Consider the following 20,941-nt stretch of genomic DNA (forward strand, 5'->3'; position numbering starts at 1 on the left):
TTTCGGGGGTTTAAATCTGGGGCGACATACCGGGATCGAACCGGTGACACCTGGAATCACAATCCAGTGCTCTACCGACTGAGCTAATGCCGCCGTCGAAGAAGGCGCGCATTGTACGATGCTCATTCGCTTCTGTCTACAGGCTTTTGCAGAAAATCGACATTTATCCGAATTGGCGCCGGCAGCGCGGCATTTGATCGACCGTGATATTATTATCGGCTTAATTTTTTTCTCGGCTCCGTAGTCACAAGGAATACTCATGGAAGCAACCACTGCACAAGCTAACGAACTCGAACGCCGCGTCGATCTCTCCATCGCCATCGCCGATGTCGAGAAGGAAATGGAACAACGCCTGAAGCGCATGGGCAAGAATATGAAGATGCCTGGCTTCCGTCCGGGCAAGGTGCCGTTCAACATCGTCAAGCAGCAGTATGGCGACCAGGCCCGCCACGAAGTCCTGTCCGAGGAACTCGACCGCGTCTTCGGCGAGACCGTCACCGCCCAGAAGACCCGTGTTGCCGGCTATCCGCGCATCGAGCCGAAGACCACCGAAAGCACCACTCACCTCGAATTCACCGCGATTTTCGAAACCTACCCGGAATTCGCCATTGGTGATCTGTCCGCCTCCGACATCGAGCGTCCGACGCTGGAAGTCAGCGCCGCCGAAGTGGACAAGACCCTCGACATCCTGCGCAAGCAACGCGTTTCCTACGTCGACGCCGACCGTGCCGCCGCCAAGGAAGACCGCGTCGTCATCGATTTTCTCGGCAAGAAGGACGGCGTGCCGTTCCAGGGCGGCCAGGCCAATGATTACCCGTTCGTTCTCGGCCAAGGCATGATGTTGCCGGACTTCGAAAACGCCGTCGAGGGCTCCAAGGTTGGTGAATCCAAGACGTTCGACCTGACCTTCCCGGCTGACTACCACGCCAAGGACCTGGCAGGCCAGACAGTTCAGTTCGAGATCACCGTCAAGCAGATTCAAGCCCCGCAACTGCCGGAAGTCGACGCCGAATTTGCCAAGGGCATGGGCATCGCCGACGGCGACGTGACCAAGATGCGCGCCGAGATCGAAGCCAACCTGAAGCGCGAAGTGAAGCGCCGTATCGAAGGCAAGATCAAGGACCAGGTCATGGAAGCCCTGCTCGCCACCAACCCGATCACCGTACCGGTCGCGCTGGTCGACATGGAAATCCAGCGCCTGATGCAGGCTGCCCGCCAGGACATGGAACAGCGCGGCATGAAGGTCAAGGATCTGCCGATCCAGCCGGAATGGTTTGCCGACCAGGCCAAGCGCCGTGTCACCCTGGGCCTGATCCTGGCCGAAGTGGTCAAGACCGAAAAGCTCCAGGCAACCCCGGAGCAGGTTCGTGCGATGGTCGAGGAAACCGCAGCCTCCTACGAGCAGCCGGAAGAAGTCATCCGCTGGTACTACGCGCAACCGCAACGCCTGCAGGAAGTCGAAGGCGTCGCCATCGAGAACAACGTGGTCACCTGGGTACTGAGCAAGGCCAAGGTGTCCGACAAGGTTGCCGTTTTTGATGAACTGATGGGCCAAAAGCAGTAATCTCGACCTTGTCGCAAATGCGGCAAGCGTCCTGAACGTAATCAACAAGCAACACACAAGGGCTGACATGAATATCGACAACGCAGGCAACTGGGATCCGCAGGCTCTGGGCCTCGTCCCGATGGTGGTGGAACAGAGCGGACGCGGCGAACGCGCGTACGACATCTATTCGCGCCTGTTGAAAGAGCGGGTGATCTTTCTTGTCGGCCCGGTGAACGACGCCAGCGCCAATCTGGTCGTTGCCCAATTGCTGTTCCTTGAAGCCGAAAACCCGGACAAGGACATCTATTTCTACATCAACTCGCCGGGTGGTTCCGTGACGGCAGGCATGTCGATCTACGACACCATGCAGTTCATCAAGCCGGACGTGTCGACGCTGTGTATCGGCCAGGCCGCCTCGATGGGTGCCTTCCTGCTCTGCGCCGGCGCCAAGGGCAAGCGTTTCGCCCTGCCCAACTCGCGCGTGATGATCCACCAGCCGCTGGGCGGCTTCCAGGGCCAGGCTTCGGATATCGCCATCCACGCCAAGGAAATCCTGTCGATCAAGGATAAGCTCAATCGGATCATGGCCGAGCACACCGGCCAGCCGCTGGAACGCCTGGAACGCGACACCGACCGCGACAATTTCATGTCGTCGGCCGAAGCGGCCGAATACGGCCTGATCGACAAGGTTCTGACCCGCCGCGAAGCGGCTTAACGGAGAACGACAGATGACCAAAGGCAGCCAGGAAAAACTGCTCTACTGCTCCTTCTGCGGCAAGAGCCAGCATGAGGTCAAGAAGCTGATCGCCGGCCCGTCGGTGTTCATCTGTGACGAGTGCATCGCGCTGTGCAACGACATCATTCGCGATGAGCTGCCGGAAGAAGCGGCCAAGGCCGGCCGTTCGGACCTGCCGACGCCGCGCGAGATCAGTTCGATTCTCGACCAGTACGTGATCGGCCAGGAAGTCGCCAAGCGTATCCTGTCCGTCGCCGTGTACAACCACTACAAGCGCCTGCGCCACACCGCCAAGAATGCCGGCGATGTCGAGCTGTCGAAGAGCAATATCCTGCTCATCGGCCCGACCGGCTCGGGCAAGACCCTGCTCGCCCAGACGCTGGCCCGTCTGCTCAACGTCCCCTTCGTGATGGCCGATGCCACCACGCTGACCGAAGCCGGCTACGTCGGCGAGGACGTCGAGAACATCATCCAGAAGCTGCTGCAGAAGTGCGACTACGATGTCGAAAAAGCGCAGCAGGGCATCGTCTATATCGACGAAATCGACAAGATTTCGCGCAAGTCCGACAACCCGTCGATCACCCGCGACGTTTCTGGTGAAGGCGTGCAGCAGGCCCTGCTCAAGCTGATCGAAGGCACCACCGCTTCGATTCCGCCGCAGGGCGGTCGTAAGCACCCGAACCAGGACTTCGTGCAGGTCGACACCACCAACATCCTGTTCATTTGCGGCGGCGCCTTCGCCGGCCTGGAAAAAGTCATCCAGAACCGCTCGGAACGCGGCGGCATCGGCTTCGGCGCCGAAGTGAAGAGCAAGGACGACGGCAAGATCCTGCTCGACGCCGAGCCGGAAGACCTGATCAAGTTCGGTCTGATTCCGGAGCTGATCGGCCGCCTGCCGGTCGTCGCCACGCTGCAGGAGCTGGAAGAATCCGCTCTCGTCCAGATTCTGACCGAGCCGAAGAACGCACTGGTCAAGCAGTACCAAAAGCTGTTCGCAATGGAAGATGTCGAGCTCGAAATCCGTCCGCCCGCCCTCTCGGCCATCGCCAAGAAGGCGCTGGAACGCAAGACGGGCGCGCGCGGCCTGCGCTCGATCATCGAACATGCCCTTCTGGACACGATGTACGAACTCCCCGGCATGGAGAATGTCGAAAAGGTCGTCATCGATGAGAACATGATTACCGGCGATACCCCGCCACTGCTCATTTACGCTGACCAGCCCAAGGTTTCCGGCTCGAACTGAGCCGGGGGCTCTTGAAACCCGGTTTCCCGCCCCCACTTAGGGGGAACATACCTATTTCAAAGGCTTCGTAATGTCGAACCCCAACACCCTCCCGGAAACCGTCGAACTGCCGCTGCTGCCGTTGCGCGATGTCGTCGTGTTTCCGCACATGGTCATCCCGCTCTTCGTCGGCCGTCCGAAGTCGATCAAGGCCCTCGAAATGGCCATGGAGTCGGGCAAGAACATCCTGCTGCTGGCCCAAAAATCCGCCGCCAAGGATGAGCCGGAACCCGACGACCTGTACCGTATCGGCTGCCTGGCCAATATCCTACAGATGCTCAAGTTGCCCGACGGCACCGTCAAGGTGCTGGTTGAAGGCACCCAGCGTGCCCACGTCGAAGCCATCGACGTCCAGGCTTCGGTGTTCATGGCCACCGCTACCCCGCTCGTCCAGCCGGGCATCGAGGATCACGAGATCGAGGCCATGCGCCGCGCCGTGGTCGCCCAGTTCGACCAGTTCGTCAAGCTGAACAAGAAGATTCCGCCGGAGGTTCTCTCCTCCATCGCCGGCATCGAGGACGCCGGCCGCCTGGCCGACACCATTGCCGCCCACCTGCCGCTCAAGCTCGAGCAGAAGCAGGAAGTGCTCGAGATGGAGAGCATCCGCGACCGTATCGACCGCTTGCTCTCCCAACTCGAAGCCGAAATCGACATCCTGCAGGTCGAAAAGCGCATCCGGGGCCGCGTCAAGCGCCAGATGGAAAAGAGCCAGCGCGAGTACTACCTGAACGAACAGGTCAAGGCCATCCAGAAGGAACTCGGTGAAGGCGAGGAAGGTGCCGATCTCGAGGAACTGGACAAGAAGATCACCGCCGCCGGCATGAGCAAGGAAGGCCTGGCCAAGGCGCAGAGTGAGCTGAAGAAGCTGCGCCTGATGTCGCCGATGTCGGCCGAAGCCACCGTCGTCCGCAACTTCATCGAAACGCTGATCGGCCTGCCGTGGCGCAAGAAGACGCGTATCAGCAAGGATCTGCGCGCCGCCGAGTCGATTCTCGACCAGGACCACTACGGTCTCGACAAGGTCAAGGAACGCATCGTCGAGTACCTCGCCGTGCAACAGCGCGTCGAGAAGGTCAAGGCCCCCATCCTGTGTCTGGTTGGCCCCCCGGGTGTCGGCAAGACTTCGCTCGGCCAGTCCATCGCCAAGGCGACGAACCGCAAGTTCGTCCGCATGGCCCTGGGCGGTGTACGTGACGAGGCTGAAATCCGCGGCCACCGTCGCACTTACATTGGCTCCATGCCGGGCAAGATCCTGCAGAGCCTGACCAAGATCGGCGTCCGCAACCCGCTGTTCCTGCTCGACGAAGTCGACAAGCTCGGCCAGGACTTCCGTGGCGACCCATCATCTGCCTTGCTCGAAGTACTCGACCCGGAGCAGAACAACACCTTCCAGGATCATTACGTCGAAGTCGATTTCGACCTGTCCGACGTGATGTTCGTGGCCACGGCCAATACCCTGAACATCCCGGCGCCGCTGCTCGACCGCATGGAAGTGATCCGCCTGTCCGGCTATACCGAGGACGAGAAGGTCAACATCGCCATGCGCTACCTGCTGCCCAAGCAGCTGAAGAACAATGGCGTCAAGAAGACGGAAGCCATGGTCGCCGAGAGCGCCATTCGCGACATCGTCCGCTACTACACCCGCGAGGCCGGCGTTCGTGCGCTCGAGCGCGAGATTTCCAAGATTTGCCGCAAGATCGTCAAGACGCTCGTGCTCAAGAAACGGGATTCGAAGATCGCCGTCAACGCCAAGAATCTCGACAAGTTCCTCGGCGTCCGTCGCTACAGCTTCGGCATGGCCGAGAAGGAAAACCAGGTCGGCCAGGTCACCGGGCTGGCGTGGACCGAAGTCGGCGGCGAACTGCTGACCATCGAATGCGCCAACATGCCGGGCAAGGGCAACATCATCCGCACCGGCTCGCTGGGCGACGTGATGAAGGAATCGGTCGAAGCGGCCCGCTCGGTGGTTCGAGCCCGCTCGCACCGCCTGGGCATCAAGGACGAGGCGTTCGAGAAGACCGACATCCACATCCACGTTCCGGAAGGAGCCACCCCGAAGGATGGCCCGTCCGCCGGCATCGCCATGACCACCGCGCTGGTTTCCTCGTACACCGGCATCCCGGTCCGCTGCGACGTCTGCATGACCGGGGAGATTACCCTGCGCGGCGAGGTACTGGCCATCGGCGGCCTCAAGGAAAAGCTGCTGGCGGCCGTGCGTGGTGGCTTGAAGACGGCATTGATACCGGAAGAGAACGTCAAGGATCTCACCGAGATCCCCGACAACATCAAGAACAAGATCGAGATCGTACCGGTCAAGTGGATCGACCAGGTTCTGGAAAGAGCACTGGAACACAAGCCGGAAGCGCTGCCGGCCGAAAGCGACGCCAATTCAGGCGTCCAGGCCGCCACCGATGCGGTTGCGGCCTCGACCGTCGTTACTCATTGATTTTGAAGGGAAGGATGCCAGCGGCGTGCGCTCTGGCAGCTTTCCCTCCTTCCTCCCCGCGGTGAAATGACCGAAAATCCGCTTGACACAAGGATTTCGCGAGAGATATAAATCCGTCCTCGCAAAGTTTTCACCACTCCAAATCCTATTTTTAGGGGACTTCAATATGAACAAATCTGAACTGATCGACGCCATCGCCACCCAAGCCGACATCTCCAAGGCTGCCGCTGGCCGTGCTCTGGATGCCGCTGTTGAAGCCATCACCGGTGCACTGAAGAAGGGCGACTCGGTCAGCCTGATCGGTTTCGGCACCTTCTACGTCGGTGAGCGCGCTGCCCGCACCGGCCGCAACCCGCAAACCGGCAAGACCCTGGAAATCAAGGCCGCCAAGTCGCCGAAGTTCCGCGCCGGCAAGGGCCTGAAGGACGCCTGCAACTAATCGTCACCGGCGCAATACGCAAAGACGGGACAAAGCCGGCTACGTATTGCGTTGATGGAGCGGGTGCTTAGCTCAGTTGGTAGAGCGTCGCCCTTACAAGGCGAATGTCGGCGGTTCGACCCCGTCAGCACCCACCAAGCGGTCCTCTCCCAAAGTACAACGAAGTCTCGAAACCCTGCTCCGGCAGGGTTTTTCTTTTTCCGCCTCCCACTGACATGAAACAACGTCCATTGCTTCCCCTGTAGCCGGGATCAGCCCTTAAAATCACCGCCAAAACTTGGGCGATGCCTGTATTGAAGGGATAATCACCCTATTCCAGAAAGACATCTTCGTTAAGATTTTCCTGGTTTCAGGAAGCCCTCCGGAAACCACAGGAAAACATAAAAACTATTACATAAAATCAAATGGTTAAAGAATCAAAAGAGCAGCCCAAGCATACCCCCATGATGCATGAGTGCTTAACGCCGTTATATGGTCGTTTCAGGACGGTGTAAGTCAAAACCTACACCAATTCCTATACCTCTATATTTCAGGTACCAGGGCGAACAAAATAAATTTGCCCAACTCCACCAGCAGCGAATCATGGCGTTCGCACAACGCACTACTGGATGATGACCGGCCTTCCACTCGTTGAGATTAATGACTTGTCCAGGCATGGCAACTACCTCCGTGTTGGGGTGAATTTTTCCTGCAACTCGTTTGCGATCTTCAGCTTCTTCTGGTTCTGATCATCCACCTTGCGGGCGAATTCATCAGCCGTCATGCCGTTACGGGCATACTCGCGCTTCAGTTGCGTGATGTTGGACTCAATCTCCATCATCTTTGCTTCAGCGGCGCGTTTAGCATTCAGCGTTAGCACATCATCTGGATAGCTGCCGACTTTGATACCAAACCCGGCACCGATCGCCTGCGGTACCGACTGCTCACGCCCGAACGAATCGGTACGCCCCGACCCGGCATCAACCACGCCAGAGAATGCGTAGGTGCCCGGCAGGATGATGATGTTCGGCGCGAAAGCCTTGTACAGATGATCGACCAGCTTCAGTATCTTGTGCGGCTTCTTGGCTGCGACCTCGAGCAGCATCGGAATACTGCGATAGGTGAAGCTGATGAATGGGAATGCCGTGTTGCGCATAGCCTGAACCCACGGCGCATTGATGTGGTAATCCAGGAACGACCGACGAGCCACCTTGCCGGCTGCGATATCGCTGGCCCCTTCTTCCTTGGCGCGCAGCCAGGCAGCCAAGCGAAATACCTGGTCCTCGGCCTCGTAGAGATCGATCAGGGAGCCTGCTTCGGTCCGAATCGCCTTGCCGGCCGCGGTCGGCTTGAACGCCTCCCAGGCTGACGGGAAGCGTAGTTGTAGCGCCTTCTGCAGAGCAACCATTACCCCAACCTGCCCGCCCTGCGTTTCGCCCAGCGTGCCGAGTTCCTTTTCCATCGCTTCCAGCAAGGGCTCGAGTTGATCCTTCTGGATTTCGGCCGTAACCCAGCTACCGAGATTGGCCCCGGATTCTTGGTAACGGTTGATGATCTCGCGCGCAGCTTCGGCATCACGCATGCCGGCACGCGATAGTCCGTTTCCTGTACGTCCGATCAACCCGCGCCCTTCGCGCTGGCTGGCCCCCAGGATGATGCGCAAGGCCTTGGCGATATGGCCGGCCGTCACATCATGCCAATCCGCCATGACGAAGTTGGCCATGACGTTGTTTGTATGCACGGCCGGCGAGAGCGCCGTCTTGGCCGTCTTCCAGGCACTCAGGATAGCGGCGTAGGTTTCTCCCAGCGGCTTGAAGCGGAAACCAACTGTCTGACGGACATCATTCCAGATCGGACCCGGAATGTAGCGGCCGGCCAGCTTGCCGTATTTCAGCACCTGAGTCCCGGCGATCTTGGTTTCAGGGACTTGAACCCACTCGCCAGGCTTGAAGGTATCGCGCATGCGCTCGGATGCCTCAACGAGATCGCCAGGCACATCGGAAGCCAGTTGCTTGCTGTAGGTGTTGGCCAGCCATTCCAGGTAACGACCTGTTTCAACGTCGTGAATCATGCCATGCAGCGTCTTGGCGATCGCGTAGCGCGCCTCGTCAATCTCGCCCATCGTCACCCGCTCCTGCTTCGTGAAGTCGCGCCACACCACCAGCTTTCCGCCTTTGGTATCGCGCACCTCCCAAGTTCCGGCATGCTCCCAGGTAGAGAACTTGGCCGGAATAGCCTCATTCGCCGGCCAATAGATCACCTCCAACAGCCTGCCCTTTTGCTGACGATTAGTTTCCCCTGGACCTGCAGCCTGCTCGAGATCCATCACGCCGGCACCGAACGCTTGACGACGCTCCAGGCGGACGAACTTCTCGCCGCGCAGTTGCTTGTCGGCCTGGCCATTCTTCAGCTTGCGATTCCACCATTCCGGCGCGATGTTCTTGAACTTGGCCATGTCCACGGCATCGGTCATGCCGCGACCCTTGTATTGATCGCCCATGATGGCAATCGCGCGCTTGCGGCTGGCCGTTTCGCTCTTGGTCAGTTCTGCCGTGTGTTTGATATAGGAACGGCGCAGGTATTCAAAGCGGTTGCGGTTGAACGTTTCCTGATCCAGTTGGCCAAGGCTGACAGCCTCTTCGGACAGGTTATCGATCATGCCTTTTACTTCTTCCATGACCTTGAGCGATTCAGGCGGCAGTTGCGCCTCAAAATAGGCGGCAGCTTGTGGATCTGCGTTGTTCATCCACTCATAGGCAACCCGGCTTTCGGCGCGCGTCAGCGTCGAGAGGTTTTCAAGCAGTTCGCCGGTCTGGCGCAACTGAACGCGCATCTTTCCCTGCATCATCACACGCCGGTCAACTACCGCTTCAGGCAGCCCGTAATCGGAGATCACGCCGGCCTTGACGATCTCCGGCGTCAAACGATCGATCAGCGCGCCGGCCTTGTCGTAGAGCGTGCCAGTCATCGCATCGAGGCGAACAGCATGCGTCACGGTACGCAACACGGCGTCGACAGGACGCCAGGTAGCCGACGGTTTCTGGATGATTTCTTCGGCGCGCTGGGAAGCCGATTGTTGATTGATATTGCGCGACAGCAGCGCATCGGCCGGATTCTTTTCCCGCCACAGTGCGGCCAGCTTTTCGAACAGCTGGTACCCAACCATTGCTTCAGGATCGCCAACCATCTGACCCAACTTCCAAGGACCAATATTTGCGCCGAAGAAGAAGTTTTTGGCCGGAATCGGATTTTTTGCAAATGGGCGCAGAAGATCAAACTGGTAGTGGCATAGCAATACACCGTCTTCCCAGCATTCCCTGGCCATCGTCGCCGGATTGTCATAGGTACAAACGGCCATCACTTACCCCGCGTCTGCCGGTTGAATTCAGTCAGCAGGTTCAAGGTCAGCGCCTGGATCGCGTATGCCTCGAATTCGCTACTCGGCGCCTTCTCACCGTAGTGTTCCCGAATCTCCTGCCAGATATGCACGGCTTCATGGACGATCAAGGCCTGAACCGCTTCCGTATCCTTGCCATCGAAGTCACGGATGCAGACGACGGCAGCTTGCTTGCCTTGAGGTCCGCAGAAGAAATGAACCGACGCATGAGAATGGTCGTTGATGACGAATGCCGGGCGGCTTTCCTTTGGGATTTTCAAGTGCTTCAGCACTTTTCGGTATCCGCGTTCTGTCGTGCAGAGCGTGAGGTAATGCGACGAAATAACCAGGGCGCGATCGAGCCAACGAGGCTTGATGCGTTTGCTCACGGCTTCACCTTGTCAAACCGTACATACTGACCATTGCCGGCGATAAGATAGACTCCCTTCATGAACTTGCGGTATTCGCCGGCTCTGACGCGCTCAGCAATATCTGTTAGGTCGTAATCTTCCAGATAGGTCAAAGCGCAAGCCTCAGCGACTCGCTGCTCTGCCTTGGCGAGTTGATCCCGTAGAGAGTGGTTTTCTTCGACAAGTTTCAGATGGTCGGCACGCATCTCGGCTATTTCTTCCTGCGCGGCGGCGAGTTGGGTGCGGAGTTCGGCTATTACGTCGAAGGCGTCCCTCGGGCCGTCAAGATCAAGCAGTTCGTTTGCAATTTTCAACGCACGCTTCAACCGCTCAATCTCACTTACCAGCGGCTTAGTTGCCCTTGCTACTGCTGTGGCTACTTGGTCGGATGTGAATAACGGAGTCCTGTTTTTATACGCTTTCGGCTCGTAGCCAGTTATTGCGGCGTCCGGTATCCGCATTTCATCATCGCCGTCCAACCAGCAAAGCCAAGCAACCGGCTCCCCGGCTCCCTTCAGCAATTCCGCCTTGTAGGCTTCGATAGCCGCTTCATCGCGGATCACAGCCTTCCCGTTGATTTCATCCGCAATCTTCTGTGCGGCATCAACATTCCAGTCTCCGCAACCCAGCCACTCACGGGCTTTCACGCCTGCTACATAGAGCTCAACGCTTACGTTGGTCGTCTTGACCTCGGCAAGCGCCAGTATTTGCTCTCTGCTAATGTTCATTTTCACTCCTTGACTGGTCCCAATACATTCCCGCTCAACGAAGCCAGCAAATCGGCGAGCGGATCGGTTTTCTGCTTGTTGTCCTTCTCGAATAGCCCGAGGATCTTCGCCGCCTTCTCCAAGGCGTTTCCCTTGTCCCAAAACTTGTACTTGATCCGCCCGTATTCATCGATCTCGAAGGATGCGACGGCGGCGCGCGTTACCGGGTCCAGTTCGTGCGGTAGTTTCACGCGGCCGTCTTGGTGCATGATCCCAGCGATATCGGAGATCGCTACCCGGCGAATCTCGCGGATGATCTCGGCCGAATCCAACTCGGCGCGATCGGCGGCGGCTGCCTGAATTTCGCGCACCCTTACCGAAACCTTACTGTCGGCGGCAAGCTCGGAAGACCTGGCATAGATGGTTTCCGCCTTCATTCGCTCGGCCTTGTAGCTCGCCCGATACGCATCGGCCAGGCTCTTCCCCTTGGCTACCTCATGAGCGAACTTCTCCTGCTGCGGCGTAAGTCCGTGTTCGTTCTTCGCACTCACGATCGAATCTCCTGAATCTCAATCCCATGAACGTGCAGCATCAGCTTTCGCTTCAGCCGAAACTCAGGCGTCACAGCGCCCTTCACATCCTCGACAATCAATCGCCCCTGGCGGTCGTTGTAGGTGAAGTCGGCCAGGTATTTCGTCGGCCGCTCCTTTCCGCCGCTTGGCTTTTCCAATTCGGGGATCAGCAAGAACTCAACCTGTGACTTAAGGTCGGAAATCTCGCCGGCCCGTTGAAGTAGCTCGAGGTGCAGAAAGCGGCGATGCTCGGCTTTCGAGTCAAATTTCTGTCCGCGATCGATGACCTTCTCGTTTCCGTATTTCTGGCCCTTGCGCTGCACCTTCTCGGCTGGCGTGTCGCGCATCTGGATCGCCGTCATTCGACCCGCGATACGCTCCCTGACGTTCAGAAGCTGCTCGGGAGACATGCGTATCGCGTTTCTACCCATTGGATTTCACCTGGTTCGACGCTTCGGCCGTGGCTTTGTAGCGCAGGTAGCGTGAATTCCGCGATGGATCGGCAATAGCATCGATCATTCCCCAGGCCCGCAAGCGGAGCAGCGCCCACGACACAGCGGAATGGGAAAACTTCGTGGCCCAAATGATCTGCGCTTCCGTCTTCAGTCCCGGTGAGTCTTTCAGGAAACCAAGCACGGCTTCCGTTGCGCTGCCTGGCTGGATGACGCCGGCCGGCCTTGGGTTGAACTTCTGAGATTTCTTCGATGGCTGCCTGGACTCGGCGATATCGCTCAACATCGACACCACGGAAAACGAAATCGATTGATTCACGACTTTTTTACCCACCCGGAAGCCTTCACCTTTGCCGCTACCCCTTCGGCAAACTCTCTGCCCTGCGTTTGTTCCATGAACTGAAGTTGCCTGATCTGCTCGCGCCGGCTCGAGCAATTCGTGATGATCTCCACCGCCTCCTTGAAGGTCGGATTCCGTGATCGATACTCGGTCATTCATGCCGCCGATTTACCGACCAAGCGCAACAACGTAGAGGCCGGTACTTCCGAGACATGGACGGCAAGCCGTGACGCATCGGATCCACCGCTGAAAACCTGCTTGGCCTTCTGCAAGTCACCGACCAGGCGCGGAGGATCCACCGGGAAGCCGGCAATGCGATTCTCCCCATCGCTCAATCCGCACAGGTAACGAGGGTGTGGCGGGATATCATCGCCGCGCGTCTTGTACGCCCTGAAGTTCGTTTCAAACCGCTTCTGCAAAAACGGCAATTCATCGTCGCGGCACTGGCACAGCTTCGGCCATCCGCCCAGGTCATCAATCGCCAGGTGAATCACCGGGTCATCGAAGACAATGGACTGGTGCATACCGACCGCACCAACCGCACGCATCACCTTGGCCCACGCCAGGGCTGCCGCGCTCTGCGTCGTCCCTTCGATCATCCGAACGATATCGGCGATCTTCGGCATCCACTGTCCGCTGTCCGGATTTTGCAGATGGCGCATGATCGCGGCTTCGATATCCTCAACCGGATACTTGCTCAAGCCTTGCCAGTAAAGCGCGATCACGCCTTCGGACAGGTCGCGGACGTAATACTCGGCCAGGGCAGCGAGGGCTCGCGCAAAGCGCACGGAGCTACGGGCTTGCGTCATGGGGTGACTCCTTGGGATGCCAGCCAACGTTCAGCCGCCTCGGCAGTCTTCTGCCCTGGTGATTGACGCTGTACGGATTGACGTTTGGGTGCCTGGCTGTTCGCCAGGACGCGATCGACGTACTTCGGAAGGCAGGCAATGGGCTCAGTCGCCTCGGCATGCGCCTTGGTCAGCGCATCGCGCATCTGCTGCTGGGTGATGCCGCTATCGCACCAGCGCCTGAAGATCGGCCACAACGATTCCCGATCGAAACGGCTGCCGGCATCGAAGCTGGTACCGGCCACGCGATTGAACCATATCATCCACTGGCTTTCTGCCCGGGGCGGGTCCGGAATGTTCGTCACATCCGGCTCAAGCTGCCCCTCCAATGGTTGAAGTTCGGGTGATGATTGTTTACTTAATTCTCCCTGTCCCTGTCTCTGTCCACTGTCTCTGTCTATTGGATTGCGTTTCCCGAGGGACGTATCCGGGACATCGGCACCTTGTCCCTCGGGACATTCCTTCTTTGTCCCTGGGGACGCCGTTGTTTTGAACGGTGCCTTCGGAGGCTCATAGTTGGGGGACAAATACTGTTCGATAGTTGGGTACGGAATGGCTGAATCGCCCGTCAGTTCATGTCTTTGGTTGATTTTCTTGATCCGCGCGCACTCGGTATTCCAGGCCTGCTCGAGCTTTCTAGCCCATGCTTCATTGGCTTTTTCCGCAACAACGGGGTGATATAGTCGTCCATCGCTGCACTTCACCCAGCCGCGCAGACTTCCCTCGCGGACTTTCTTCCATTCCTTGACGACGCGACCAAAACCGGCGAGTTGCGCCAGGATAATGTCGTCGTCCGGAAGGCTAGCGGCCGGGATCTGGTGCCATGAAGCGCACCACAACAGCACGGCACAGCGGAATTCATCGCCTGACGAAATGGCGGCAATGTCGCTGTCTCGAAGCCTGACCACATCAAGAGGCATGAACGGGAACCCACGCAAGTCGCAACCGCTGGGCGTCAGTGGTTCAGTTGTCACTCACCCGCCCCTTCAAACCGACCATCCGGGTGAACTGAAAACAGCACCAGGATCAAGACATGAACCCTGTCGAATAGCGTAACAAGCACGCGCTTTGCGATATCGAAACCCATGCTATTTCTCCGCCACGACGGGCTCTTGGTTGAACTGCTTTGTGCGCGTCAGGTGGTACCCGCCGCACGCAGGGCAGCGATAGTGAAACAGGCGCTTGGTTTCCGGACGGCGCTCGAGGGATTGCATGGCACCAGCACGCGCGGACATAGCATCCGGCCAGCGATGCTTTCCCTGGCACATGCGCTGCAATTCCTCTTCGGTATAGCCGTGGCTTTTACGGGGTTTCGTCACGCCTCAATCTCTCCCGATTCCGGCAACGACGCGCAGTCGATCGGCGTGCATACTGGCCACACGATCAACGCCCCACACACGAATCATGACCAGGTTGCGCACCCATTCAGCGAGCGGCATTCCGGCCTCCTTGGCTAACCGGGTAAATGTCCTTGCGGGTGACTGCTCCCCCAAGAACCCTCTCAAACGTCACAGCACGTTGAGGAGAAATCGGCGCGTCACCGGAAACCATCTGCGACAAATACGATGCTGAGATACCCATTTCTCGGGCGATTCGTGCTGCTTCACCACGTTCTAGATTCGAAAAATGGCTCTTCAAGTCCATGGAATGTACGCTCCGTATCAGATGCCACGGAGTTTATTAAACACTAAACGCGGAGTCAAGTGTTTGCTTGTTTAGAAATCACTAACCAAACTTGCCCCATGACCAAGCAACTAATCGCCGCCACCCGCAGGAATAACCTTGCAAAATGGTTCTCGAAGAGGCCTATTCCGGCTGCCGAAAAGAGCTACCTATCGCAACTGATCAGAGGTAAGGCACCGTTCGGAGAAAAAGCCGCTAGGCGGCTTGAGAATCAATACGGGATGGGTGATGGTTATCTCGACAAGGACGTTGATAACGCAGTCACAGGAGGCGGCACCGAAAACAGCTATTCACTGTCGCCCCAGGCCATAAAACTCATATCCGTGATTTCAAGACTTGATCAGGCCGGCGGCATGGAGGATGTGTTAACCGCTGCGGAGTTGCTATTACGAAAATCGCTTCCGTCTAACGAATCCGCTCTAGGGCCGGATGCGCTCAATGGAATTCTTGGCCTAGACCTATACGCGAGCAAAAACGAATCTAACGGCTCGCAAGATCAATCCGACACCGAACCAGAAGACGTCAACAAGGAAGGGAAAAATGAGTTCCTTGGGCTGGTCAAAAAATATGAAAGCAGCGACGTATCTACAGATCGCCGGAAAAGTGACAGACGAAAGATATAATTCTCGAAATGTAACAAAAACACAAATATTTTGGCGCGTGGTATATTACCTAGGTAATATACTGCGAGCTGTTAAATGGCCTCGAACGTCAAGTTGTACGATCTATCGCGCGCAAATCACGAAGCAACCAAAGATGCAATCAGAGATGCGTTGCGGCAGGCAAAAGACAGGGAATTTGAAGGTGCAATAGTCATTTTGACAAAGCGCAATGACGGTCATTCATCGGTTATCATGGCCGGCAATGCCGTCAAACATGAGCGAGCAAACCTTGAGCTTTTTAAACTCAAACTCAAAATGGCGCTTGACGATTAAAACTGGGAAATTCCGAGGAGCTAAGAACACTCGGCCCTGAGTGTGCGACATCACACTCCGGAATGTACGACGGTACGTTCCCCTCCCCCACCCCGCTTATGCGGGGTTTTTATTGCTTTTTACATCATAGTTGAATGACATGCAATTAGACTAAAGGCATAGACGCCTAAGTATATATGCATATCGATCAGTCTTCACACCGGAATTGCGTATTGCACTGACCTCGGCAAGACTGACTGACCATGAACGGCGTTTTCCCATAACGCCCGCACTCTTCAGCCGCCTTGGAAAAGGCAGAATCCATCCCGGGTTGCGAGTTTCCGTGCTTGATAACAACGCCCTTATGGGTCGACTGAACAACTGTGGCAGATGCGCACCCTGCGAGTAAGACAGCAAAGACCAATGGGATTAACTTCATAGCAACCTCCTGAATGTGTCATTGGCATTATCCCTGCCAGTCGCAAAAACCAAAACCCGCTTCGGCGGTTTTTTTTCGCCCATCACAAAATGTTTAACAAACACTTGACTTGTCGGTTAAGTGTTTTATAAACTTGATTCCGAAGTCACCCGCCAAGGAGATCACTGTGGGCAGCAACCTAAGCATCACCGGCGAGTAACCCATGTCTCACAACGCTAACGGCACGCGTGAAGGTGCCAATAGGCCGGGGGTCGTATCCGGCGCCTATCAGGAGGAAGTCATGAAATTGATCACCCTGTTTTTTCTATTGCTCCAACTTCGCGCTCTCGAAGTGACGATGTACGGTCAAGAAGAAGCGCTTGCCGTCGTTCGGGATCCGGAAACCATCAACCGTATCACCCTGGCCCGCATCGCCTGCCGCCGCGAATGGCATCGTGTTCGCGGTCGCTACCTGGAACTGAAGCGTAGCTGCAACGTGTGGAGGATCGCGTGATGGTCTGCAACTTCACCGGCATGTTGAGCGCCCCCTGCGTTTCCCGGGTAGCGGTCTATACCGCGACCTACTCCGATGGTTTCGGCCTGGTACGCAAAGAGATCGAAGCGCCGAACCGCACCGTAGCCTATGCGATTGCCACTCGCCGCCCCCCGGAAGGTCATCAACTGACCAACCTGCGCAAGAAGAAGTCGTTCGGGGTTTCCGACGTTGCCAGTCTGGACGAGCGCGTCGACATGGCGATGACCCGGGCGCTGTACAGCATCTACACCAACACGGATACCGCCGCGCGTTTTGCCAGGGCGGAAATCAAGGCCTCCGCGATGGCAGCCAGATCATGAGAACAATAACTATCACCGTAGAAGATGGGGCGTGCGGATACGACGTTCACGAAAACGGAAAGTGCTGCAACGGTCTGTCATGGGACGAAATGCTTGGTCAGGTAGCGATGCTGACCATGCCGGCGAGTCGTCTTGGCAATGGTTTCAGGATGCAAACACCTGAAGAGTGGGAAAAGGAACGCAACAAACGATTCCCTCAAATGGATCAATCGGAAAATCAACCAGCGAGGAACATATGAGTAACAGTGTCGCAACCCAAAACCCCATTGCCGCATTCAGCGGCTTCATGGACAAGTTCAAGCCCCAACTTGCCCTGGCCATTCCCAAGCACCTTTCCGCTGATCGCATGTCACGCCTGGCACTCACCTCCTTCAGCACGAATTCAAAGCTGCAGGAGTGCGATCCGAAGAGCATCGCCGCATCGATCATGACGGCTGGCCAGCTTGGCCTGGAACCCGGCGTTAATGGCCAGGGATTTCTCGTTCCCTATGGCCGCACATGCACCTTCGTCCCAGGCTGGAAAGGTCTGGTCGACCTGGTGTCACGCTCTGGTCGTGGAACGGTATATACCGGCGTGATCTTCAAGGATCAGGAATATACATGGCTGGATGGGGCTCGCCGCGACCTGATCATTCATAACGAAACTGACCTTGATGATCCGGATGACATCACGCATGCCTATTCAATCGGCTGGGTAAAGGATTCCTCTATGCCGATTATCGAGCTTTGGCGTGTTTCTAAAATCGTCAAGCACCGCGACAAATACAACAAGGTTGGCAAGAGCCACTACAGCTTCCGTGACTGGGAAATGTACGCCAGAAAAATCCCGTTGCTCCAGGTGCTGAAGTACATGCCGCAGTCGATCGAGCTATCCAATGCTATCGCTATCAGCCATGCCAGCGAGGCCGGCCGCGCCGCCATCATTGAAAACGGCATCGTTCTGGATACCGAGCCGGAAATGCGCGAAGAGCAGACGCTGTGCTACTCGGATGATGATTTCAATCGCAACCTGCCGGGCTGGAAGAAGTTGATCGCCGAGGGCAAGAAAACACCGCAACAGGTGATTGCTACAGCCAACTCCAAGGCACCACTGACCGCCGATCAGCAGAAAAAGATTCTCGAATTCCCCGGTCCGTCCGCGCAATCCAGCGGTGAAATCGTCGTCACCTACGCCCAGGTATCCGACAAGTTGAACAAGGCCGGCGATATCGATCTGCTCGATGCAGCGGCGGACCTGATCGGCGAAGTCGCAGACCCGCAACAGCGCGCCGAACTCGGCAATCTCTACAAGCAACGCCGGGCTGAGCTCGCCGGCTAACGCCACCCACTACGGAGTCCAAAATGGAACGCATTTGTCACGCACTCACCCAAGGAACTGCCGAATGGCATCAGTTCCGCCTCGAACATAACGGCGCCAGCGAAGCAGCCGCCATGCTGGGGCTTTCCTCCAAGGTGAAACGCAGCGAACTGCTGCGCATCAAGCACACCGGCCTCGCCAAGGAATTCAGCGATTGGGTTCAGGAACACGTACTCGATCGCGGCCATGCCGTTGAAGCCATGGCTCGCCCCATTGTCGAAAAGATGATTGGCGACGATTTGTACCCGGAAACCTATTCGCTCGGCAAGCAGTCGGCCTCCTGCGATGGCTTGACGATGGATGGCGAAACTGCGTTTGAGCATAAGCAATGGAATTCCGAACTGGCTCAGTCGCTCCGCAATGGCGTCCTCCCCGAAGAACATCAGCCGCAGTGCCAGCAGATCATGAAAGTGACAGGGGCCAAGCGCGTGATCTTCGTATGCTCCGATGGCACTACGGACAACTTCGAATGGCTTGAAATTCGTCCTGATACCGAATGGTTTGAACGCCTCGATGCAGGCTGGAATCAGTTCGAGAATGACCTGGTTGACTACGTCCCGACCGTCGAACCGCCCAAGCCTGTCGCTGCCCCCATTGCTGACCTGCCGGCGCTGACTGTTGAACTGGTCGGCCAGGTGACCAATACCAACCTCACGGATTGGCAGGCCGTCGTCACCTATCGTATCCAGTCCATCAACACCGAACTGAAGACGGACCAGGATTTCGCCGATGCCGAAAACATGGTCAAGTTCCTGGAGAACGGCGAGAAGACGCTCGAACTGGTCAAGTCTCAAGCACTAGCTCAGACATCGACTATCGACGAACTGTTCCGCACGATCGACAACATCAAGGCGGAAATGCGTAGCAAGCGCCTGGAGCTGGGTCGCACCGTCGAAAACAAGAAGCAATCCATCCGCAACGAAATCGAGCAGGAAGGACAGCAGGCCCTTGCCGCCTACGTAGCGAAACTGAATGTCAAGGTCGGAGGCTACATGCCCATCATCAAGGCTGACTTCTTCGGCCGCATGAAGGGTAAGCGCACCGTCGCCACGCTGCGCGATGCAATGGAAACGGCGCTGGCCAATGGGAAGGTCGAAGCAGATCGCTTTGCTGCCCTGATCGCGACCAATATCGAATTCGCCACGCCATTCATTGATGAGTTCGGCGACGTCCTGTTCTATGACCTGAAGCACATCGTCACCAAGGAACCGGAAGCCTTCTCCGCCATCATTAAGCTGCGCGTTGCCGAGCACCGCCAGAAGATCGAAGCGGAGGCCGCGGCCAAGGCCAAGGCCAAGGCGAATGAGCAGATCGTAGCCTCCCAGGCTGAAGCAGCGAAGGCGGTCAACCATCAAAGAGCAGAACAGCAACAAACGTCCTCGCAAAGATTCTCGAATTTCAAAATCTTAATTAATGATCAACGGGGCGAACGCGGCAAACCTCCTCCCTCCACACCCCCGCCGTCAGTAGCCCCACCCCATCAAAACAGGATCAAGAAAATGTGGTTCAAGAACCTGCAAATCTACCGCCTGCATGCCGGCTGGAATATCAGCATCGCTGAATTGGAAGAACAACTGGCGCGCGGTGCATTCGAGAAATGCGCCAGCAACCAGCCGATGTCGCGCGGATGGATAGCGCCGCGTAACGACGGCGCCCTTGTGTATTCCGGAAACCGCCAGATCATGATCGCGCTTCAGGTAGAAGAACGCATCCTGCCCTCGTCCGTGGTCAATGACGAAGTGCGCGAGCGCGCCGACAAGCTGGAAGAAGAGCAAGGATTCAAGCCTGGCCGAAAAGCCATGCGCGAACTCAAGGAGCGCGTCACCGAAGAACTGATGCCGCGCGCCTTCACAAAGAAGCGCACCGCGTTTGTCTGGATCGACCAGACGAATGGATGGTTTGTCGTCGATGCCGGTAGCCAGGCCAAGGCAGAAGAAGTCATCGAACAACTGCGGCATTGCCTTGATGTATTCCCGCTCAAGCCGTTGCACACGCAGATATCGCCGATGTCGGCGATGGCCGACTGGCTGGCTGGCGGCGATGCGCCGCAAGGATTCACCATCGATCGCGACTGCGAACTGAAGGCCTGCGGCGAGGAAAAGGCCGTCGTCGCCTTCAAGCGTCACCCGCTCGGCGATGAAGTTCATGCCGAAATCAAATCGCACCTGGCAGCCGGCAAGCTGCCGACCAAGCTGGCGCTTATCACCCACCAATGCAGGCCGTCAGACTCCTGGATGATGTCCTTTCCCTCCGCCCCCAGGATTTCAACACCGCGACATGCTGTCCATAGGTATAGCGTCAGAGTGTCATCAATCAAGCGCGTGAAATTGGGGAGCCAATTGATCAGCTTTCCAGTCTCTTCCGGCGTCAATACGCGCTTCTTGGTACCAATGTTCTCACCGCCTATGCGCTTTCCCTTAGATTTCAATTTTCCGCGCAGAATAACCCGCCACCAGTTTGGAGTTTCACCAGGCAGCCGGCCGGCGTCGATAGCATAATCCCACGCCGCCCCCAACTCTGATCGCAGATATCCGGCCACAACGGGCTTTACCGCACCGTGTTCGCTGATCAGGTCGAATGC

At 57.2% G+C, this 20,941-nt stretch carries 23 protein-coding genes and 2 tRNA genes; 13 read left to right on the forward strand and 12 right to left on the reverse strand.

Going from position 1 to position 20,941, the window contains the following annotated elements; genetic code table 11:
• Positions 1-17: 17 nt before the first annotated feature.
• A tRNA-His gene (locus F1002_RS11365) sits at positions 18-93 on the reverse strand.
• Between the two features lie 166 nt (positions 94-259).
• On the opposite strand from F1002_RS11365, the gene tig reads away from it, so the two are divergent.
• The 6 genes from tig (at position 260) to F1002_RS11395 (ending at position 6,586) form a co-directional block, all read left to right on the forward strand.
• Complete coding sequence (gene tig / locus F1002_RS11370) at positions 260-1,564, forward strand: trigger factor (protein ID WP_150429134.1); 1,305 nt, start codon at positions 260-262, stop codon at positions 1,562-1,564.
• 67 nt (positions 1,565-1,631) lie between these two features.
• Positions 1,632-2,261: an ATP-dependent Clp endopeptidase proteolytic subunit ClpP gene (gene clpP, locus F1002_RS11375; protein ID WP_150429135.1), complete on the forward strand. Its 630-nt coding sequence runs from the start codon at positions 1,632-1,634 to the stop codon at positions 2,259-2,261.
• 13 nt (positions 2,262-2,274) lie between these two features.
• Positions 2,275-3,525, forward strand: coding sequence for an ATP-dependent Clp protease ATP-binding subunit ClpX (gene clpX, locus F1002_RS11380; RefSeq protein ID WP_150429136.1), 1,251 nt, complete (start codon positions 2,275-2,277; stop codon positions 3,523-3,525).
• 70 nt (positions 3,526-3,595) lie between these two features.
• Positions 3,596-6,010, forward strand: coding sequence for an endopeptidase La (gene lon / locus F1002_RS11385; RefSeq protein ID WP_150429137.1), 2,415 nt, complete (start codon positions 3,596-3,598; stop codon positions 6,008-6,010).
• A gap of 166 nt (positions 6,011-6,176) precedes the next feature.
• Entirely contained in the window at positions 6,177-6,449 is a 273-nt protein-coding gene (locus F1002_RS11390; protein ID WP_150429138.1) for an HU family DNA-binding protein, read from the forward strand.
• Between the two features lie 61 nt (positions 6,450-6,510).
• Positions 6,511-6,586, forward strand: a tRNA-Val gene (locus F1002_RS11395).
• Between the two features lie 524 nt (positions 6,587-7,110).
• Here the strand turns inward: F1002_RS11395 and F1002_RS11400 are convergent.
• From F1002_RS11400 to F1002_RS21230, 9 genes are all read right to left on the reverse strand, one after another.
• Positions 7,111-9,594: a hypothetical protein gene (locus F1002_RS11400; RefSeq protein ID WP_150429139.1), complete on the reverse strand. Its 2,484-nt coding sequence runs from the start codon at positions 9,592-9,594 to the stop codon at positions 7,111-7,113.
• A 191-nt stretch (positions 9,595-9,785) separates the two neighbouring features.
• On the reverse strand, positions 9,786-10,193 hold the full coding sequence (locus F1002_RS11405) for a hypothetical protein (protein WP_150429140.1): 408 nt from the start codon (positions 10,191-10,193) through the stop codon (positions 9,786-9,788).
• Positions 10,190-10,942 (reverse strand): DNA replication initiation control protein YabA, encoded by a 753-nt coding sequence (locus tag F1002_RS11410; protein WP_150429141.1) that lies wholly within the window; start codon positions 10,940-10,942, stop codon positions 10,190-10,192. Before F1002_RS11410 ends, F1002_RS11405 begins: the two co-directional genes overlap by 4 nt.
• Before the next feature lie 2 nt (positions 10,943-10,944).
• Positions 10,945-11,472: a terminase small subunit gene (locus F1002_RS11415; protein WP_191090375.1), complete on the reverse strand. Its 528-nt coding sequence runs from the start codon at positions 11,470-11,472 to the stop codon at positions 10,945-10,947.
• Entirely contained in the window at positions 11,469-11,903 is a 435-nt protein-coding gene (locus tag F1002_RS11420) for a DUF1064 domain-containing protein (RefSeq protein ID WP_223879554.1), read from the reverse strand. Before F1002_RS11420 ends, F1002_RS11415 begins: the two co-directional genes overlap by 4 nt.
• 13 nt (positions 11,904-11,916) lie before the next feature.
• Positions 11,917-12,279 carry a helix-turn-helix domain-containing protein gene (locus F1002_RS11425; protein WP_150429143.1) on the reverse strand — a complete coding sequence of 121 codons (363 nt, stop codon included), beginning with the start codon at positions 12,277-12,279 and terminating at the stop codon, positions 11,917-11,919.
• Complete coding sequence (locus F1002_RS20975; protein ID WP_191090376.1) at positions 12,261-12,440, reverse strand: hypothetical protein; 180 nt, start codon at positions 12,438-12,440, stop codon at positions 12,261-12,263. Before F1002_RS20975 ends, F1002_RS11425 begins: the two co-directional genes overlap by 19 nt.
• Positions 12,441-13,094, reverse strand: coding sequence for a DUF6475 domain-containing protein (locus F1002_RS11430; protein WP_150429144.1), 654 nt, complete (start codon positions 13,092-13,094; stop codon positions 12,441-12,443). It lies immediately after the preceding gene.
• The gene (locus F1002_RS21230; RefSeq protein ID WP_223879555.1) at positions 13,091-14,107 is read right to left on the reverse strand and encodes a DUF1376 domain-containing protein; all 1,017 of its coding nucleotides are present in this window, start codon (positions 14,105-14,107) and stop codon (positions 13,091-13,093) included. Before F1002_RS21230 ends, F1002_RS11430 begins: the two co-directional genes overlap by 4 nt.
• A 111-nt stretch (positions 14,108-14,218) precedes the next feature.
• Between F1002_RS21230 and F1002_RS20980 the strand changes: the two genes are divergently transcribed.
• Positions 14,219-14,590, forward strand: coding sequence for a hypothetical protein (locus F1002_RS20980; RefSeq protein WP_191090387.1), 372 nt, complete (start codon positions 14,219-14,221; stop codon positions 14,588-14,590).
• On the opposite strand, the gene F1002_RS21505 is transcribed toward F1002_RS20980, so the two are convergent.
• Positions 14,559-14,777 (reverse strand): helix-turn-helix domain-containing protein, encoded by a 219-nt coding sequence (locus tag F1002_RS21505; RefSeq protein ID WP_150429145.1) that lies wholly within the window; start codon positions 14,775-14,777, stop codon positions 14,559-14,561. The two genes, F1002_RS20980 and F1002_RS21505, sit on opposite strands and share 32 nt — an antisense overlap.
• Before the next feature lie 98 nt (positions 14,778-14,875).
• Here F1002_RS21505 and F1002_RS11445 point away from each other — a divergent pair, with 98 nt between their 5' ends.
• The 5 genes from F1002_RS11445 (at position 14,876) to F1002_RS11465 (ending at position 18,321) form a co-directional block, all read left to right on the forward strand.
• Entirely contained in the window at positions 14,876-15,439 is a 564-nt protein-coding gene (locus tag F1002_RS11445) for a hypothetical protein (RefSeq protein ID WP_150429146.1), read from the forward strand.
• Positions 15,440-15,514: 75 nt separating this feature from the next.
• Positions 15,515-15,751 carry a hypothetical protein gene (locus F1002_RS11450; protein WP_150429147.1) on the forward strand — a complete coding sequence of 79 codons (237 nt, stop codon included), beginning with the start codon at positions 15,515-15,517 and terminating at the stop codon, positions 15,749-15,751.
• A gap of 620 nt (positions 15,752-16,371) precedes the next feature.
• Positions 16,372-16,662, forward strand: a complete 291-nt coding sequence (locus tag F1002_RS11455) for a hypothetical protein (protein ID WP_150429148.1) — start codon at positions 16,372-16,374, stop codon at positions 16,660-16,662.
• Positions 16,659-17,003, forward strand: a complete 345-nt coding sequence (locus F1002_RS11460) for a hypothetical protein (protein WP_150429149.1) — start codon at positions 16,659-16,661, stop codon at positions 17,001-17,003. Before F1002_RS11455 ends, F1002_RS11460 begins: the two co-directional genes overlap by 4 nt.
• Positions 17,004-17,169: 166 nt before the next feature.
• Positions 17,170-18,321: a recombinase RecT gene (locus tag F1002_RS11465; protein ID WP_223879556.1), complete on the forward strand. Its 1,152-nt coding sequence runs from the start codon at positions 17,170-17,172 to the stop codon at positions 18,319-18,321.
• Here the strand turns inward: F1002_RS11465 and F1002_RS21235 are convergent.
• Positions 18,318-18,548 (reverse strand): hypothetical protein, encoded by a 231-nt coding sequence (locus F1002_RS21235; protein ID WP_223879577.1) that lies wholly within the window; start codon positions 18,546-18,548, stop codon positions 18,318-18,320. The two genes, F1002_RS11465 and F1002_RS21235, sit on opposite strands and share 4 nt — an antisense overlap.
• On the opposite strand from F1002_RS21235, the gene rdgC reads away from it, so the two are divergent.
• The gene (gene rdgC, locus F1002_RS11470; protein ID WP_223879575.1) at positions 18,438-20,858 is read left to right on the forward strand and encodes a recombination-associated protein RdgC; all 2,421 of its coding nucleotides are present in this window, start codon (positions 18,438-18,440) and stop codon (positions 20,856-20,858) included. The genes F1002_RS21235 and rdgC overlap by 111 nt on opposite strands.
• Positions 20,859-20,941 lie beyond the last annotated feature (83 nt).

It is taken from the genome of Dechloromonas sp. CZR5 (assembly GCF_008711155.1).
In the GTDB taxonomy this organism is placed as follows: Bacteria; Pseudomonadota; Gammaproteobacteria; order Burkholderiales; family Rhodocyclaceae; genus Azonexus.

Coding starts and splice junctions, on each gene's coding strand:
- tig (WP_150429134.1), top strand. CDS start 260: ATGGAAGCAACCACTGCACAAGCTAACGAACTCGAACGCCGCGTCGAT.
- clpP (WP_150429135.1), top strand. CDS start 1,632: ATGAATATCGACAACGCAGGCAACTGGGATCCGCAGGCTCTGGGCCTC.
- clpX (WP_150429136.1), top strand. CDS start 2,275: ATGACCAAAGGCAGCCAGGAAAAACTGCTCTACTGCTCCTTCTGCGGC.
- lon (WP_150429137.1), top strand. CDS start 3,596: ATGTCGAACCCCAACACCCTCCCGGAAACCGTCGAACTGCCGCTGCTG.
- F1002_RS11390 (WP_150429138.1), top strand. CDS start 6,177: ATGAACAAATCTGAACTGATCGACGCCATCGCCACCCAAGCCGACATC.
- F1002_RS11400 (WP_150429139.1), bottom strand. CDS start 9,594: ATGGTTGGGTACCAGCTGTTCGAAAAGCTGGCCGCACTGTGGCGGGAA.
- F1002_RS11410 (WP_150429141.1), bottom strand. CDS start 10,942: ATGAACATTAGCAGAGAGCAAATACTGGCGCTTGCCGAGGTCAAGACG.
- F1002_RS11420 (WP_223879554.1), bottom strand. CDS start 11,903: ATGTCTCCCGAGCAGCTTCTGAACGTCAGGGAGCGTATCGCGGGTCGA.
- F1002_RS20975 (WP_191090376.1), bottom strand. CDS start 12,440: ATGACCGAGTATCGATCACGGAATCCGACCTTCAAGGAGGCGGTGGAG.
- F1002_RS11430 (WP_150429144.1), bottom strand. CDS start 13,094: ATGACGCAAGCCCGTAGCTCCGTGCGCTTTGCGCGAGCCCTCGCTGCC.
- F1002_RS20980 (WP_191090387.1), top strand. CDS start 14,219: ATGCTATTTCTCCGCCACGACGGGCTCTTGGTTGAACTGCTTTGTGCG.
- F1002_RS21505 (WP_150429145.1), bottom strand. CDS start 14,777: ATGGACTTGAAGAGCCATTTTTCGAATCTAGAACGTGGTGAAGCAGCA.
- F1002_RS11445 (WP_150429146.1), top strand. CDS start 14,876: ATGACCAAGCAACTAATCGCCGCCACCCGCAGGAATAACCTTGCAAAA.
- F1002_RS11450 (WP_150429147.1), top strand. CDS start 15,515: ATGGCCTCGAACGTCAAGTTGTACGATCTATCGCGCGCAAATCACGAA.
- F1002_RS11455 (WP_150429148.1), top strand. CDS start 16,372: ATGTCTCACAACGCTAACGGCACGCGTGAAGGTGCCAATAGGCCGGGG.
- F1002_RS21235 (WP_223879577.1), bottom strand. CDS start 18,548: ATGGCCGCGATCGAGTACGTGTTCCTGAACCCAATCGCTGAATTCCTT.